Below are 16,073 nucleotides of genomic sequence, written 5' to 3' on the forward strand. Positions count from 1 at the left end.
TGCCATGGCGAGGCGGGGGAGGAATCGAGCGCTATGTGCTTGGAATCGTGGAGCGTGGCGCCGCTATCGCGCGCGGCGCCTCAGGGCGCGGCGGGCGCGCCATGCGTATTGCACGGGCGCCCACCGGCCTGCAATGGCGCGGTGCTTACTTCTTGGCCAGGGCCATGTTCACGGCCGCGAGGTAGCGCCGGTTCACCTCGCCCCACTTGATGTTGCGGATGAACGCTTCGATGTAGGCCTTTCGGTCGCTGCCGTAATCGATGAAGTAGGAGTGCTCGTACGTGTCGCACGGAAGGACGGGGAATGCGCCCCACACGCCGCCCTGGTTTTGCGCGTCGCCGATGAAATTGTGCAGCCGGCCGTCGGTGGGATCGTACGCGAGAACCACCCAGCCGCGGGCGCACATACCCGAAGCCTTGAAGTCCTCCTCCCACGTGGCGTAGGAGCTGAAGTCCTCCTTGATCTTGTCGAAGACTTCGCCCGCGGGCTGTCCGTCGCCCCCCATGATGTCGAAGTAAATCTCGTGGAGGATCTGGCCGTTGGCCGCGAACGTCTCTTCGTGCTTGAGCCCGCGCATCTGGCTATAGATCTGGTTCGCCTTGCTTCGGTCGACCTTCGTCAGCTCCTCTTCGATCTCGTTCCGTTTGTTCACATAGCCGGCGTAGAGCTTGTCATGGTGAATTTCGATCGTCTTTGCCCCGATGCCCTTCAATGCGTCATTCGCGTACGGCAGAGCCTTGACCGGATGCTTGGCCATAAAAAGCCTCTCCTTTCGTTGGTTGGAACTGTGCACAACTCAGATTACCGATGAATGATAGCAGAAGTAGGAAAGCCTATGCGCAAGGGCATCACGCGAGCGTCATCTGGCCTCAACAACCAGGCGTGCCGAACCAAGCCGCCAGTTCGAACAGAGAGTCACCCTTGGTCCGGTTTGACAAGTACAGGGTCCAGGAAACGGATCCGGACTCGTCGCTGTCGTCAAAAACGAACATGTCGAGGCGCCCGTCCCCGTCCAGATCGCCAATCCATTGGATGTCAGGCGAAACGCCCAGCTGCCAGCCTCCGAGCTTCTGGGATCGGCTTGTCACACGGTCACGAACATGGATCTCGTACCCCATGGTGCCGCTGGGCGGGAAGCGGATCTCCTTGGAGGCGAAAATACTCCACCGTTTCCCAAAGGGCGCGGGAAGTAGCGCCCTTTGACCTGGCGAGAACCTCGCGTGGCCCAGGAACCAAGTGGGAACGGCTGCTCGACGTACCCACGGGCCCCGACGAACTATGAAGAGGATGCTGTCCTGGATATCGGTTTCAACCCAGGCTCCCGGAATGGACGGATCGCCTGTCGCGCGCCGGTTCGGAGCCCTGCGCAAACGAACCTGAACCGGAACAAGGGAAACTCTCGATCCCACAATCGTAAGCGCGTGCCAGGCCCCCTCGACGCTCGATGGAAGTTCATCCGCACTGAACAGACCTGGAATCAGCATCTGCGAAAGCAAATGCTCTTGGTATGCATCCATTCTCCTGGCCGACCGCGCTATCGCTGCGCGAACGGACGGGCTCAGTGTACTGTCCCTGGCGAACGGGGCGTCCGGTGGAATCGAATCCGAATTAGCCTCTCCGCCGCTTCTGTGAGGGCCGATGGATTCAGAATGAGCGGACTGCAGATAAACCAGGAGTGTGATTAGGACGCAAATCGCACACCCCACGGACATTTCAGACCGTCTCATTCCGGAAGCCGTTTCCGGATGGATGCGATGCGGTAGGCGCGTGCCCCCTCCGGCATATCGAGCACGGCTCGGGCTCCTTCCGACTTCCCGAGAAGCGGCTTCAAGATCGGAGCGCGGTAGGAAAGGATGCCAGGACCGAGCGCGTGATCCCCCTCGCCGAGGATCCAATAACGCACGGTGGGCGAGCCGGGCGCGTCCAGCGGCTCGAGCGAGATTTCCGTCCCGACACCGACGCGGGTCTCATCCACCTCGATTGTCTCGAGAAGCCGTACGCGGTCGAGCTGGTTCATGAGCTCCTGGGCCCGCGCCGCGGCGTTCGCCTGACGCTGCTTCGCCGCCTCGTACTCGGCGTTCTCGCGCAGATCGCCGAGCTGGCGCGCCTTCTCGATCGCGGCGGGAATCGAGGTCTTGAGGTCGAGCTTGAGCTTCTTGAACTCGGCCTCGAGCTTCTCGTACGTTGCGCGCGACATGATGGTGTGGCGCGTCTCGAGATCCTCGACGCTCTTTCCCTCGAGGAGACTCTGTGCGGTCGCGCTCCGGCGCTTCTCGTGCGCCTCCGCCAGGGCGGCCTGGCCGATCCTGCGCAGGAATTCGAGCACCGGCTGAAGCCTCCGCTCGCTCCCGCGCCAATGAAGGACGGTGCGCTCCAGACTCTCCGCCGTCTCCGTGTCGAGCGGCCGTTCCTCGACAAGCCGTTGAAGCGTGCCTGTCGGGCCGAGAAGCTCGAGCAGGCGCTCCGAGATACCCGGGACACCCGCCCCATCGCGCTCGAGAAGGCGAAGCGCGCTCATGAGGAGCATCGGCGGCGGCGGTGCCTCCTCCTCGCCGGGATTCGAGGCGTAGTGCTCGATCAGGCGCGCCGCGAGCGCCGGCGCATCCGCGGCGTGCTGGAGGTGATTCAAGATGGCCCTTCCGAACGCCGGGCCCAGAAGCGCCCGGAGCCGCGAACGCCCGCTTTCTCGGAGCCGCGGGAGCCGGCTTTCGATGGCCCGCCAGAGGAACGTCTCCTCCTGCTGCGCGCCTTTCGCCAGATCGATCAGGGTGTCCTGCTGCTGGCTCAGGGTGAGGTCCCCCGGTGAAAGGCCTTCGACGATCAGCGCGTCGAGCACGCCGCGGGCGGCATCGGAGGCGAGCGCATTCCACGAGGCCGCGTGGTAGAGCGCCTGCGCGCGCAGGGCGGGATCAAGCTTGGAATCTTCGGCCCAGCGCACGATGACCTTCGCGGCGTGCGAGGCGAGCCGCGACTCCTGCTCCGGGTGCTCCCGAAGGAATTTCCGGATCAACCCCAGCCCCGACTCGCCGGCGCGCGGGCTCAGCTCGGGAAGGGAGACCTCGCGCGATTTCTCCTCCGACTGGAGCTTGAAGAGCTGCTGGTACGCCTCGCTCAGGTCGAGCCTCGGATCGCTTTTCAGGTTCTCCTTGGTCTCCTTCCACCACGCGGACCATTCTCCCGGCGGGAGCGCCGCCTCGATACGCGGCTTCATCTGCGCCAGGGTCGCGGTCCCGCCCAGATCGCAGAGCGCCGAGACCACGACTTGAGGATCGCGCGTGCGGATCAGCTCCCGAAGGCGCTCCGGCTCGCGCGCGGCGAGCACGCGGAGCCCATCCGGGGGCAGCCGATCCAGCGAGCGCGCCGCCATCGCGAGCGACATCTTGTGTCCGGCCCTGCCGGCGAATTCGAGCGATACCGATTCACCGTCGTTTGACGCGACCCGTCCCAGCCCCCATGTCGCGTGGGCAACGTCGGCCCCGGGTGGAAGGGAGAGGATCTTGGGGACGCGCGTGCGGACCGCCGCAAAGGGCTCGGCGGGGTCCTGAATTCCGGAGCCCACGACGATCGCGTCGGGATCGGGCTCCGATGCGACCGCGATCCGGACCAATGCCGCAAGAAGCGTTCGCGCCTCGAGAGTCTGGGGGGCGCGCGCCCCGACCGGCTCCAGCTCGCGCCAGCTCCAAAGCCCCGACCCCAGGCGCGTGAGCTCGGGGAGCGCGAGATCGAGGATCGGCTCCGAGTCCTGCCACGGTACGGCCGCCGCGTAGTGAAGCAGGATCGCTCCTGCACGGGCGGGCTCGCGCGACAGATCCTCCTCGACGACGCGAAGGAGCTCGTCCGAGACCGCTTCGGGGTGATTGAGCTCGAGCCACAGCTCGATCGCCCGGAGCCTTTCGTCCCGCGCCTCGTCCGGCTCGCCGCATCGCTCGAGGATTTGCGACAGCTCGAAGAGAAGATGAGGATCGTTCGGCCGGATCTCGAGTGCCTGGCGCAGGAGATCCATCTTCTCCTCGTCGGCCGCGGAGCCGCGCGCGAGGAAATGAAGGAGCCGGACCGCGGCGGAAACAGGGACAGGCTCGAGGAACCGGGGCAAGATCGCGCGGACGCCTTCGCGGTCCTCCACGGCCGCGAGCTTGTCGCCGACGACCTCGAGCGCTTCCAACGAGGAACCGCGCTCGCCGAGGGCGTCGCTCAAGAGCCCCGTCAGGAGGAGCAAATCCCAGCGTTTCCGCGCTTGGGGCTCCTGCCTCAACGCCTTGAGCGCGGGCTCCGCCTGGGCGCCCGCAATCAGCTTCCGCGCGAGCGCTTCCGTCTCGGCCCAGCGCGGCTCGCGGGCGCCGATCGGGGGTTCCTCGCCTTGCGCGGCGCGGAGATAGTTTCGGAAATCGGCATCCATGATTGCGTGAATCCCTCCGGGCTATCCAGAGTATCGCATCGGGAGGGTCGTGGTACACTCCCCGGTCCCATTCGCAAACACTTCGGCGCAGGAAGGTCCCCATCGACCAGAAACAGCGTGTGATCGTGGCGCTAGTCGTGAATCAGCTTCTTTCGAGCGGGACCCACCTGTTCGCAAAGGCCACGGTGACCGCCATCGGGCCTCTCGCCACGGCGCTCCTACGCTTCATCTGTGCGTCCATCACGCTTCTGCTCTTCGAGCTCCTCCGCCCCCGGCGGGAACGCGTCGCGCGGGCGGACATAGCCAAGCTGATCTGGCTCGGATTCCTGGTGGTGCCGGTGAACCAGGGCCTCTTCCTCTTCGGGCTCTCGCAATCGACGCCGAGCCATGCCGCCTTCCTCTACGCGCTCACGCCCCTTGTCGTGTTCCTTCTCGCCCGGCGTTTCCTGAGCGAGGGGGACGCCCGGGCGAAGCTCATCGGCATCGCGGCCGCCTTCGCCGGCGTGACGCTGATCCTCGTAGACCGCGGGCTCGCGCGCGAAGCCGCGGTCCTGCGCGGGGACGTGCTCATCCTGCTCGCCGTTTTCTCGTGGGCCGCGTACACGATCGGCTCGAAACGCCTTCTGGAGCGCTACGATCCCATGACGGTGACGACGTGGGTCATCGTGTCGGGAACCGCGCTCTGCCTCCCGGCGCTCCTCGTCCCGGGCGCGATTCCGCCGCGCCGCTCGATCGGATGGCCGGTATGGGGAGGAGTGGCCTACCTGGCGGTCGGAACGTCGGTCGTGGCCTACCCGCTCTGGCTCTACGCGCTCCGGCGGCTCGAAGCTTCGAAGGTCGCGATCACGACGAACGCGCAGCCGGTCCTCACGAGCATCCTTTCCTGGCTCTTGTTCCGCGAGAGGTTTGGCCCCGCGTTTTTTGCGGGGGCCGCGCTCATTCTGGTCGGTGTGAGCTGGGTGGAGGTCCGGAAAGGCACGGAGGCCGCGATGCGCGCACGCGGTGTGGGCCTGAGTCGATGAGCGCGCGCGAACGACTCGATGGCACGGAGCTGCCGCGGATCGTCGTGCCTCCCCCCGGCCCTCGCTCGCGCGCGGCGGCCCGGCGCCTGCGGCGAAGGGAAGGGGCCGCGATCTGGGGTGCGGGCGAGAACCCCATCGTCTGGTCGCGCGGGCGGGGCGCGGTGGTCGTGGACCTCGACGGGAACCGCTATGTGGATTTGACAGCGGGGTTCGGCGTTCTCTCGCTGGGTCAGGCCGCGCCCGAGGTCGCCCGCGCCGTCTCGGCGCAGTCGAGAAAGCTCACCCAGGGGCTGGGCGATCTCATGCCGCACGAGGCCCGGGAGAAGCTCGTCCGGCGGCTCGCCGCCCTGGGAGGGCGCGTTCTCGACCGCGTGCTGCTCGCGAGCACGGGGGCCGAGGCCGTGGAGCTGGCTCTCAAGACCGCGCATGTGGCGACCGGTCGCCGCCGGGTCGTGTCGTTCACCGGCGCCTATCACGGCCAGTCCTACGGCGCGCTCGCCGTGACCGATACTCCCGGCCTCGGCGCGCCGTTCGCGGGGCAAATCGCGGACCTTGCGATCCGCGTCCCGTTCCCCTACGAGTACCGCTGTCCGCTCGCCCGGCGATGCGATCGGTGCGACCTCCGGTGCCTCGACTCCGCCTTCGAGATCGTGGATCGCGAGCTTCACGGCCCGGACCCTCCGGGAGCCGTTCTCGTGGAGCCGGTCCAGGGCCGCTCCGGATGCGTCCTGCCTCCGCCCGATTTTCTTCCGCGACTTCGGGCGCGCACCCGCGAGCGCGGGTTGATTCTTATCTTGGACGAGGTGATGACCGGGGCGGGCCGCACCGGGCCCTTCTGGGCGTGGGAGCGCGGCGGAGACAGCGCGGCCCCCGATCTTCTGGTCGCGGGGAAGGGAATCGGGGGAGGTGTGGCGATCGCGGCGCTGCTCGGCAGGGACGAGGTGATGGAGTCCTGGCGGAAGCACGTCCTCCCTTCGGGGGAGGCGCCGCATTCGAGCACCTTCTACGGGCACCCGCTCGCGTGCGCCGGTGCGCTCCGGGCGATCGACCGCCTCGCGGCCCCGGAGACACGCGCACACGTCGAGCGCGCGGGCGCCCTGTTCGCGACGGGGCTTCGTTCCCTCCACGAAAGGTGCCCCGCCGTGGGAGACGTCCGCGCCGCCGGCCTCATGGCGGCGATCGAGCTGGTGCGCGATCGGGAGTCGCGTGAGCCGGCGCCCCGGCTCACCGCCACGGTAGTCGGCGCGCTCCTCCGCGAAGGTGTGCTCGCCTATCCGGGCGGCGTCCACGACAACGTGATCTGCTTCACGCCCCCGCTCACGATCACCGAGGAGCAGCTCGGGCACGCGGTCGGAGCGATCGGAAGGGCGATTCAAATGTCGTGCGGCATGTATCCGATGGGGGATTGGAAGTAATAGTTCATCGGGTAGTGCAGGAAGTTCGAGACGCGGCTCGTGTAGAGACAGGCGAAGTCTTTGAGCTGGTGCCCGAAGCGGCTCGATTCGTTTCCCTCCCGGAAGATGGAGCCCCAGTAGAGGTTGTACGCGCGGTCGATTTTCATCCTCAGGTCGTCGATTTCGGGCTCCACCTCGAGGCTCCGTTCCTCGATGCGGGCGATTTCCTCCGGAATCGCCTGAATCCGGGCCGCGATTTCCTGGCACCGCGCCGGATCCGCCCCGTCGTCCTCGCCGAGGATGAGGGTGAGCCGGCGAAGCTCGCGGCCCAGCGCGGCCTTGTCGATTTCCAGATGATGACGTTCCGCCGAGAGCCGGGCCAGGCGGTCGAAATCCTTCGCGAGATCCTGCGTCACGCGAATCTCACGGTCCAGCTCGGGCACGATCATGGCCGTGCGCCACCCCAGCGCCTTCTTGGAAAGCAGGATGTCTCCATAGGTGTGATCGCCGAAATAGAGGATCTCATCCCCGCCGGCTCCGAGCGCCCGCTCGAGGTAGGCGCCGTTCGCTCCGCGAACGACCCGCATGGCCGCGGGAAGCGAGGAGGCCTCCGCCACCGGCTCCGACGGCGAATTGGCCGCGAAGAAGGAGGGCTTTCGCGATTCCACGACGACGAGATCGAAAATCTCGGTCCAGTGGAACGGCGCCCCCCGCCCACGCTGGAGCAGTTGATTGAGGAGCGTATCGGCGTAGGTCCAGTCGCTGTTGGTGAGAAGGAAGAGCTTTTTCCCTCCGCGCCGGAACTCCTCGAGAACGGTTCGCAGCTCGTGGTCGACCCGGATGTAGCGGTCGAGGTTCGCCGTGATGACTGATTTCAGGCTTCCATCCCGGTGGGCCTCATCGATCATTTCCCGCACGTCGTTGTGGACCTGGGTGTAATCGGCTCTCTTCTGTCCGCCCCGCTCGAGCATCTCGATCACGGAGACGAAGAGATACACCTCGGGAAGGTGGAACAGGGTGTCCACGGACGAGTAGTTCTCGTGACTGAGCCTGATGCGCGAGGAACGGTACGCACGCTCACGATCCTCGGAACGGAGCTCCCTCAATCCGTGATGCCCGCGTGACACGAAGTTGAAATAATCCATCTTCAGCAAATTGCCGCGCTTCTTGTCGACCACCAGCCCCCGAATCACGAAGTCGGGATCGTATTTCAAGTCGAGGAGCTCGCTCGGGTACTGCTTCGATTCGACGAGCTTCCGCTTCGTGAGATCGAACGCAAGCTCCTCGACCGGCACGGGATCGTAGTGCGCGAGCGTGTGGTCGAGGTCGAATCCGATCGCGAGGATCTTGGACAATCTCAAGTTTCGATTCACGAACACACGGTGCCGCCGTGGGATCCGGTGCTCGCGATAGCGCAGGGCCCGCGCGGAGGGTTCGTGCTCTGTCGCGGGACTCTTCATTGCGGACATGGCGGGATTGTAGGCGACTTGACGGCGCTTCGGCCACTCTCTACTGTGCCTGGATGAATCTCTGCATCTATGAGGATATCGAGGCCGCCTCCTTCGGTCCGCTCACCCTCCTGCGCCCCGTGTTCGCGCTTCGGTGCGGGATTTTCACGCTGGCCGAAAAGCTCGCCCTCGCGTTTCCTGAGGCACGGCTCCATTTCCTGGTGCGCCCGCACCTCGAGGAGTGGACGCGCCAGCTCTATCCCGACGCCGAGCTATCCGAACCATCCGCGGAAGAGACGATGTTCGTGAACGGGCGGCTGTGCATGACGGACGACGAGGTGCTGCATTTCCTCGCGGCCTCGCCGCAGGAGGTGAGCTACGTCTCCCAGGGCATCCTCTTCGCGGCCAAGGTGCGCGGGGAGCGGGTGAAGCACGTTGTCCGCCACCTGCGCGAAGGCGATCCGGACCGGGCGTTCGAGGACGTCCGGTTCCCGGCCGAAGTGCAGGCCTTTCTCGCGCGCTCCGGGGCGGACCTCATCCGGTGGAGCCCGCGCCAGATCCTCCAAGATTCACGGTACCTCTTCGAAGGGGGCGTGGTGCAGGGCGCGGTGGAATCAGGGGTGCACCTGCTCAAGGCCGAGGCGATCCACGTGGCGCGCGGCGCTCGCGTGATGGCCGGCGCGGTTCTGAACGCCGAAGGCGGGCCGATCGTCGTGCGTGAGAACGCGACCGTGGAGCCCCTTGCCTATGTGGAGGGCCCCGCCGCGGTGGGCGAAGGCGCGATCGTCCGCGCCGGAGCCAAGATCCGCGGCGGCACCTCGATCGGTCCGGTCTGCCGCGTCGGAGGCGAAATCGCCGAGACCGTGTTCCAGGGTTACGCGAACAAGCAGCACGACGGCTTCCTCGGGCACTCGTTCGTGGGGGAGTGGGTGAACCTGGGCGCCAACACGAACAACAGCGATCTCAAGAATACCTATACCCACGTGCGCGCCTTCCGGTCGGCGCGCGATTTTCTCGAGAAGAAAGGGGAGGACTCCGGGCAGCTCATGCTGGGGCTCCAGGTAGGGGATTTCACAAAGACCGGGATCAGCACCTCCTTCACGACGGGCGCCTCGGTCGGGATCGGATGCAATCTCTACGGCACGGAGGTCATGCCCGCGTACGTGCCCTCCTTTGTCTGGGGATCCCCCGGCGCGTTCCAGGAGCATCGCATCGACGCCATGGTGGCCACCGCGGCGCGCGCGATGGAGCGGCGAGAGGTCGCCCTCGCGACGGAGCTGGACTCGCTTCTGCGACGCGCCCACGAGGAGACGCGAAGCGACCGCGACCTCTTTCTCGACGCGATGACGAACGCGCGCCGGGAGCCCCAAGCGTGAGGTGGGACCGAGGGAGCGGCCGCCCCTTCGTGATCGGGGGATCCGCCACCCCCGCGGTTCGCGCCCTGCTTGTGGCCAACGTCGCGGTCTTCCTGTTCCAGACGATCGCGAGGGCCATGGTTCAGGTGCGGATCGAGCGACTCTTCGGGCTCGTCCCCTACGACGTGGTCCATCATCTCTTCCTGTGGCAGCTCGGCACGTACATGTTTCTTCACGGCGGGCTCTTCCACATCGCGTTCAATCTGCTCGCGCTGTGGATGTTCGGAACGGAGCTGGAGTCCCTGTGGGGGACGCGGAAGTTCTTGCGCTTCTATTTCATCACCGGGATCGGGGCGGCGGTCATGACGACCCTCGTCGGACCCTCGAGCTACACGGTCACGATCGGCGCGTCGGGGGCGATCTACGGGCTGCTGGCGGCCTACGGGCTCCTCTTTCCGGACCGGGTGATCCTGCTCTATTTCGTGCTGCCCATTCGGGCGAAATACCTCGTTCTCATTCTCGGGCTGATCACCTTCTGGTCCAGCGTGTCGGCGACCGGCGGCGGGATCGCGCACGTGGCGCACCTGGGAGGGATGCTATTCGGGTGGCTTTACCTCCGGGGACCGAAGTGGCCCCGGTGGGGGAATCCGCTCACCGGGGCCTACCGCCGGTGGAAACGGGACCGGCTCCGGAAGAAGTTTCAGGTCTACTACCAGCGTACGCGCGGGGAGGACAAGGGGCGCGAGGACGATCGTCGTTAGAGGAGCTTCCCAGCGCGACTAGGATTTCCCCGTCATGAGGGAAGCCATCACCTCGTCCAGCGCTTCCTTGGGCGGGCGCACCCGCTCCAGCGGAAGCGCCGCGAGCGCGTCCTCCGCCAGGTGGAGATCCTGGTCGAAGGGCTCCTTGTCCGGATCGAGATAGAGAATCCCGGTCACAAACTTGTCCTCCTGCCTGCCGCGGTGGATCGTCTCGAGCGCGCGCAAGGCGTCGCCGGGATCGTAGTCCTCTCCGAGCTTTTTCAACGTGATGCGGGAGCCGTCGTGCAGGGTCACCTCCCGGCTCTCACCCGGCGCGTAATCCACCTCGATATTCTCATAGCGGGGAATGAAGGTGATGTCGTGGAGCGGCGCGTCGTGCTCCTTGACGTTCAGGTAGCTCTTGGTCGAGCCCTCGTGGTTATTGAAGGTGACGCACGGGCTGATCACGTCCACGACCGCCGTGCCGCGGTGCGACAGCGCGGCCCGCAGAATCGGCCGGAGCTGCTTGGGGTCGCCGGAGAAAGAGCGCGCGACGAACCCGCATCCCAGCTCGATCGCCAAGGCGCACACATCGATCGGCATGAGCTCGTTCACGCGTCCCGACTTGGCTTTGGTTCCCACGTCCGCGGTCGCGGAGAACTGCCCCTTGGTGAGCCCATACACGCCGTTGTTCTCGACGATGTAGAGGAGCGGCACGTTGCGGCGGACGAGGTGGAGGAACTGTCCCAGGCCGATCGAGGCGGTATCGCCGTCTCCCGAGACCCCGAGCAGCGTGAGCGTGCGATTCGCGACGAACACCCCGGTCGCGATGGACGGCATCCGCCCATGGACCGCGTTGAACCCGTGCGAGCGGCTCAGGAAGTACGCGGGGGTCTTGCTCGAGCAGCCGATTCCGGAAAGCTTCGCCACGCGGTGCGGCTCGATTCCGGCCTCGAAGGCCGCCTGAATGATGCTGCCCGTGATCGCGTCGTGGCCGCAGCCCGGGCAGAGCGTGGACTTGGCGCCCCGGTAGTCCGCGACGGTGAGCCCGATCCGGTTCGTGTTGCCGTTGGTTTCGACCGGCGTCATCGCGCCAGCACCCCCTCGCGCTCCCGTTGCTGGATCCGCTCGACGACCGATGGGGCGTCGATGGGGAGCCCGTCATAGTGGAGGACCGGCCGGAGCTTCGTGGCCAGGTCCGGATACTCCATGGTAAGGAGCGACGCCATCTGGGCGTCGCGATTTTGCTCCACGACGTAGACCCGGTCGCAGGCCTCGATGAAGCTCCGCACGTCGCTCGTGAAGGGAATGGCCTTGAGGAGCAGGTAGCTCGTCTTGAGGCCGTCCGCCGAGAGAAGATCGCGCGCCTCGACGATTCCCCAGTGGCTCGAGCCGAAGCCGAGGATTCCCACCTCGGCGCCCGGCGCTCGATCCAGCACCGGCGGGGGCACGGACGACCGCGCGGTCTCGTATTTCTTCGCGAGGCGATCCATGACGCGGGCATAGGTTTCGGCGTTCTCCGTGTAGGCCGCCTTCTCGTCGTGCCCTGATCCGCGGGTGAAGTAACCGGCGAGCGGATGGTCCGTGCCCGGGAGGGTGCGGTAGGGGACGCCGTCGCCATCCTTGTCGCGATACCGCTCGAACGTCGCCATCGAGGCGAGATCCTCGGCGTCCAGCACCTTGCCGCGGTCCCACGGCTTCTCCGGATAGCGGAACGGCTCGGACATCCACACGTTCATCCCGATATCGAGATCGGAGAGCACGAAGACCGGGGTTTGGAACCGCTCCGCGAGATCGAACGCTTTCATGCCGAACGCGTAGCAATCCTCGACCGTCGCGGGAAGCAGGATGATGTGCTTCGTGTCGCCGTGCGATAGAAAGGCGGTCGAAAGAAGATCCGCCTGCGACGTCCGGGTTGGAAGACCGGTGCTCGGGCCCACGCGTTGGATGTCCCAGATCACCGCTGGCACCTCGGCGTAGTAGGCGAAACCCGTGAACTCGGTCATGAGCGAGAGCCCGGGCCCCGAGGTTGTCGTCATCGCGCGCGCTCCGGCCCAGGAGGCCCCGAGGACCATGCCGATCGCGGCGATTTCGTCCTCCGCCTGGATCACCGCGAAGGTCGCTTTCCCGGTCTTGGGATCGCGGCGGTAGCGCTCGAGGTATCCCTGGAGCGACTCCGCAAGGCTCGAGGACGGCGTGATCGGGTACCAGGAGAGGAAGGTCACACCGCCGAACATCGCCCCCAGCGCCGCGGCCTGGTTGCCTTCGATGAGGATCTTGCCCGAAGTCTTGCTCCGGCGTTCCACGCCGAAGGGCGCGGGCTTGAGATGTTGCGCTGCGTACTCCGTCCCGGCCTTCACCGCGGCGCGGTTTATGTCGAGCGCCTTCGGCTTTCTGCCGAGCTGGGCGCTCAGCGCCCGGTCCACCTCCTGGGGGTCGATCCCCAAAATGTGCGCCACGACGCCGACGTAGATCATGTTGATGACGAGCTTCCGGAGCTTCGGGTCCGATACCAGAGGCTCGACCAGCTTGTTGAACGGAACCTTGTAGACCGTTCGATCCTCGGGGATGCGGGGCGAAGGGACCCCCTCGTTCAGGACGAGGACCGAGCCCGGCCCCATCGCGGAGATATCCTCGACCGAGGTCTCCGGGTTCATCCCCACCAAGACATCGTTCCGCCGCGTCCGGGCCAGGTAGCCTCGTTCGCTCACGCGAATCGTGAACCAGGTCGGGAGCCCCGCGATGTTGGAAGGGAAGAGGTTCTTGCCGGAAACCGGCACCCCCATCTGGAAGATGGCCCGAATCAGGGTGGTGTTCGCCGTCTGGCTCCCGGACCCGTTCACCGTAGCCACGTGAATGCTGAAATCGTTATTCGTTGCCGTCAAATCGGTCTCCGCCTCGAAGTCTTCCTGGTCGATCCAAGCAGCCCATTCTCGCCCGCCATCCCGGCACGGTCAAGCCCCTTTCCCGTATCACGTTGTGGGATTAACCGCTGGGATCTTCGGATCCGGCGTTCCGTCCCGTACCCCTGGTGTTTCAGATGCCGGGTGGAACCCCTTGACCCAGGGAAAGTAGCGTACCGATAATCATCGGCTATGAGCGTTCGAACCGTACCCGAACCGTATCTTCGCCTGGACGACGAAGTTCTGGCAGAACGGATCCGCGCCGCCAAGGAAGCGCTTGGCCGAAGGCTCGTGATCCTGGGTCACCACTACCAGCGCGACGACGTGATCGACCACGCCGACATCACCGGCGACTCCTTCAAGCTCGCGCGACTCGGTTCCGCACGGACCGAGGCGGAGTTCCTCGTCCTCTGCGGCGTTCACTTCATGGCGGAAAGCGCGGATATCCTCCGCGGCCCCCATCAGACGGTCATCCTCCCGGATCTCAACGCCGGCTGTTCCATGGCCGATATGGCGCCCACCGAGGACGTGCTGCTCGCCGGCGCGACGCTGGACCGGCTCGGGATCGCCTCGGTCACGCCGGTCACGTACATGAACTCGACCGCGGAGCTGAAAGCGTATTGCGGCGAGCGGGGTGGAGCGGTCTGCACCTCATCGAACGCGAAGCAGATTTTCGAATGGGCCTTCGCTCTGCGGGAGAAGATATTTTTCTTCCCGGACGAGCACCTGGGGAGGAACACGGCCGCCGGAATGGGCATTCCGCTGGAATCGCTGGTGGTGTGGGATCCCTCGAAGGAACAGGGAGGGCTCACGCAGGAGGAGCTCCGGCGCGCGCGGGTCGTCTTGTGGAAGGGATGCTGCTCGGTTCACACGAAGTTCCTGCTGCGCCACGTCCACGAGCGCCGCGCCGAGGATCCCGCTGTGCGAATCCTCGTTCATCCCGAGGTTCCCTACGAGGTGGCCCAGGCGGCCGACGAGGTGGGCTCGACCGAGCACATCATCCGCGTCTTGACGGAGGCCCCTGCCGGGAGCCGGTGGGCGGTCGGGACGGAATACCACCTGGTGAACAGGCTCGCCCGGCGGCACCCGGACAAGGGGATCGCGATCCTCTCGAAGGATTTCTGCCTGTGCGCTACGATGTATCGGATTTCCCCCCAGAATCTCCTTTGGGCCTTGGAGAATCTGCTCGAGGGGAACGTGGTGAACCGGATCCGTGTTCCGGATCCCGTGCGTCACTGGGCTCACGTCGCCCTGGACCGTATGCTCCAGGTCCATTAAGATGACGCGAGCAAGAAATCCGTCGGAGGAATCGTGACCTACGTCATCGTCAAGGATATCTGCGAAGGCGAAAGCTCTTGCGTGGACGTCTGCCCCGTCGACTGCATCAAGAAGGGGGAGGGGCAAAACGCCAAGGGAACCGCCTGGTTTTTCGTTGTGGCCGAAGACTGCGTCAGCTGCAACGCCTGCCTTGAGGCCTGCCCGGTCGAGGGCGCGGTCCTACCCGACTAGAGGCTCCCGGCTCTCCGCATAAGCTCACGCTTCCCTTCGCTCAAGAATCCAGGGGTCCATTCCGATACCAGGCCTATGGATTGCGCCGCGGTTAAGCCCAAGATGGAAGCCCTGGTTAGCGGCACGCTCCCGGAAGCCGAGCGGGCGACCGCGGAGCAGCACATCTCAAGCTGCGAGGGATGCCGTCTCGAGCTCGAGCTGGTGCGCGCTATCGGCTCCCAGGAGAAGTCGGGCGCCGCGGGTCAGGCAGAATGGACGCTCGACCGCATCTTCGGCGCCGATCAGCAGGAAGGCCGGCAGCCGCGGGCCGAGGCGTCGCCCGGGACGCCGCCGCCCCCGAGGGACAGCGCTCCCACCGCCGCTTCCCCCCAAGAGAGCTCCTGCGCGTTCGAGATGATGGATCAGGTCGACCACTCGAACTCGGCCGGGGTGGAGGGCACGCAGCCGCCCGCGGGGGAGGACGCGGCCGCCCAGGAACCGTCGACCTGGGCCTTCGAGCCGGCCGATGCGAAAGCGAATCTCAAGCCTCCGGACGAGAGCTTGTTTTTCGCCCATGAGGCTCTCGCCCGGCGAAAGGACACGAACGGAAGGAAGGGCTCGAACCTACGCGTGATCCTGTGGGGAACCGGCGGCGTGGTCGGCGCCATCCTGCTCGCGGTGTCCTCCTGGCTCGCGCTTCACATGGCTCCGGCGAGCGACGCGAACAATCCCCCTGTTCCCTCGCAGTCGGGCGACGCGGGTGCCGTCGCGCCGGATCAGCCATCCGTGGCACCGGGTCAGCCTTCCGTAGCACCGGATCAACCTGCCGCGGAGCAGACACCCGACGAGCCCGAGGCCCCGGCGGCCCCGGAGCCGACCCAGGAGGTTCCGGAGGTCATCGCGCCGGACGCGGTAGCGGTTTCTCCGAACCGGACCGGCGCCGGCGCGCCCCCCGCTCGCGAACCCACATCGGCCTCCACGGCGCCGTACCGATCGCCCCTCCCCGAGCCGGGGACCACGCCCGCGCGCACGCCGGCACCGGCCGCGACCAAGCGCGCCACACCCCCGCCTTCGAGGCAGCCTTCGGACGCGCCACGGCCGGTCGCCGCCGCGGGCCATCGCGTTGTCGGGGAGTCCCCGAAGCCTTCCGCGCCGTCCCCGAGCGCTCCGTCCTCCGGCGGATCGATCGAGGACGATGAAGCGACGGGGGGGGCCGCGGAGAACCCCTCAGCCGAGCCCGTCCCGGCGAGAGAGAGCTCGAGGGGAGCCTCGGGAACGGAAGGGGCGCGTCCCGGTCCCGCATCGCAGCGATCGGGCTCCAATGCGG

13 protein-coding genes are annotated in these 16,073 nt (G+C 66.3%); 7 read left to right on the forward strand and 6 right to left on the reverse strand.

Annotation, left to right across the window (positions count from 1 at the left end):
• Nucleotides 1-145: 145 nt before the first annotated feature.
• The 3 genes from E6K76_10325 to E6K76_10335 all read right to left on the reverse strand — a co-directional run bounded on the left by E6K76_10325 (nucleotide 146) and on the right by E6K76_10335 (nucleotide 4,396).
• Entirely contained in the window at nucleotides 146-757 is a 612-nt protein-coding gene (locus tag E6K76_10325) for a superoxide dismutase (GenBank protein ID TMQ57483.1), read from the reverse strand.
• A 112-nt stretch (nucleotides 758-869) separates the two neighbouring features.
• Nucleotides 870-1,517: a hypothetical protein gene (locus tag E6K76_10330; GenBank protein ID TMQ57484.1), complete on the reverse strand. Its 648-nt coding sequence runs from the start codon at nucleotides 1,515-1,517 to the stop codon at nucleotides 870-872.
• A gap of 206 nt (nucleotides 1,518-1,723) precedes the next feature.
• Nucleotides 1,724-4,396: a hypothetical protein gene (locus E6K76_10335; protein TMQ57485.1), complete on the reverse strand. Its 2,673-nt coding sequence runs from the start codon at nucleotides 4,394-4,396 to the stop codon at nucleotides 1,724-1,726.
• A 2-nt stretch (nucleotides 4,397-4,398) separates the two neighbouring features.
• Here E6K76_10335 and E6K76_10340 point away from each other — a divergent pair, with 2 nt between their 5' ends.
• Nucleotides 4,399-5,418, forward strand: coding sequence for a DMT family transporter (locus tag E6K76_10340; protein ID TMQ57486.1), 1,020 nt, complete (start codon nucleotides 4,399-4,401; stop codon nucleotides 5,416-5,418).
• Nucleotides 5,415-6,833: an aspartate aminotransferase family protein gene (locus E6K76_10345; protein ID TMQ57487.1), complete on the forward strand. Its 1,419-nt coding sequence runs from the start codon at nucleotides 5,415-5,417 to the stop codon at nucleotides 6,831-6,833. Before E6K76_10340 ends, E6K76_10345 begins: the two co-directional genes overlap by 4 nt.
• Here E6K76_10345 and E6K76_10350 read toward each other — a convergent pair.
• Complete coding sequence (locus E6K76_10350; protein ID TMQ57488.1) at nucleotides 6,791-8,281, reverse strand: HAD family hydrolase; 1,491 nt, start codon at nucleotides 8,279-8,281, stop codon at nucleotides 6,791-6,793. The genes E6K76_10345 and E6K76_10350 overlap by 43 nt on opposite strands.
• 53 nt (nucleotides 8,282-8,334) lie before the next feature.
• Here E6K76_10350 and E6K76_10355 point away from each other — a divergent pair, with 53 nt between their 5' ends.
• Both E6K76_10355 and E6K76_10360 read left to right on the forward strand, forming a co-directional pair.
• Nucleotides 8,335-9,636, forward strand: a complete 1,302-nt coding sequence (locus E6K76_10355; protein ID TMQ57489.1) for a hypothetical protein — start codon at nucleotides 8,335-8,337, stop codon at nucleotides 9,634-9,636.
• On the forward strand, nucleotides 9,633-10,376 hold the full coding sequence (locus tag E6K76_10360) for a rhomboid family intramembrane serine protease (GenBank protein TMQ57490.1): 744 nt from the start codon (nucleotides 9,633-9,635) through the stop codon (nucleotides 10,374-10,376). Before E6K76_10355 ends, E6K76_10360 begins: the two co-directional genes overlap by 4 nt.
• 18 nt (nucleotides 10,377-10,394) lie before the next feature.
• Here the strand turns inward: E6K76_10360 and E6K76_10365 are convergent, their stop codons facing one another.
• Together E6K76_10365 and E6K76_10370 are read right to left on the reverse strand one after the other, a co-directional pair.
• Nucleotides 10,395-11,444 (reverse strand): 2-oxoacid:ferredoxin oxidoreductase subunit beta, encoded by a 1,050-nt coding sequence (locus E6K76_10365; protein TMQ57491.1) that lies wholly within the window; start codon nucleotides 11,442-11,444, stop codon nucleotides 10,395-10,397.
• Nucleotides 11,441-13,273, reverse strand: a complete 1,833-nt coding sequence (locus tag E6K76_10370; GenBank protein ID TMQ57492.1) for a 2-oxoacid:acceptor oxidoreductase subunit alpha — start codon at nucleotides 13,271-13,273, stop codon at nucleotides 11,441-11,443. Before E6K76_10370 ends, E6K76_10365 begins: the two co-directional genes overlap by 4 nt.
• A gap of 177 nt (nucleotides 13,274-13,450) precedes the next feature.
• On the opposite strand from E6K76_10370, the gene nadA reads away from it, so the two are divergent.
• From nadA to E6K76_10385, 3 genes are all read left to right on the forward strand, one after another.
• Nucleotides 13,451-14,536 (forward strand): quinolinate synthase NadA, encoded by a 1,086-nt coding sequence (gene nadA / locus E6K76_10375; protein ID TMQ57493.1) that lies wholly within the window; start codon nucleotides 13,451-13,453, stop codon nucleotides 14,534-14,536.
• A gap of 33 nt (nucleotides 14,537-14,569) precedes the next feature.
• Nucleotides 14,570-14,767: a 4Fe-4S dicluster domain-containing protein gene (locus tag E6K76_10380; protein TMQ57494.1), complete on the forward strand. Its 198-nt coding sequence runs from the start codon at nucleotides 14,570-14,572 to the stop codon at nucleotides 14,765-14,767.
• A gap of 75 nt (nucleotides 14,768-14,842) precedes the next feature.
• A partial coding sequence (locus E6K76_10385; GenBank protein ID TMQ57495.1) for a hypothetical protein occupies nucleotides 14,843-16,073 on the forward strand: 1,231 nt, incomplete at its 3' end.

This window comes from Candidatus Eisenbacteria bacterium (genome assembly GCA_005893275.1).
Lineage (GTDB): Bacteria > Eisenbacteria > RBG-16-71-46 > SZUA-252 > SZUA-252 > WS-7.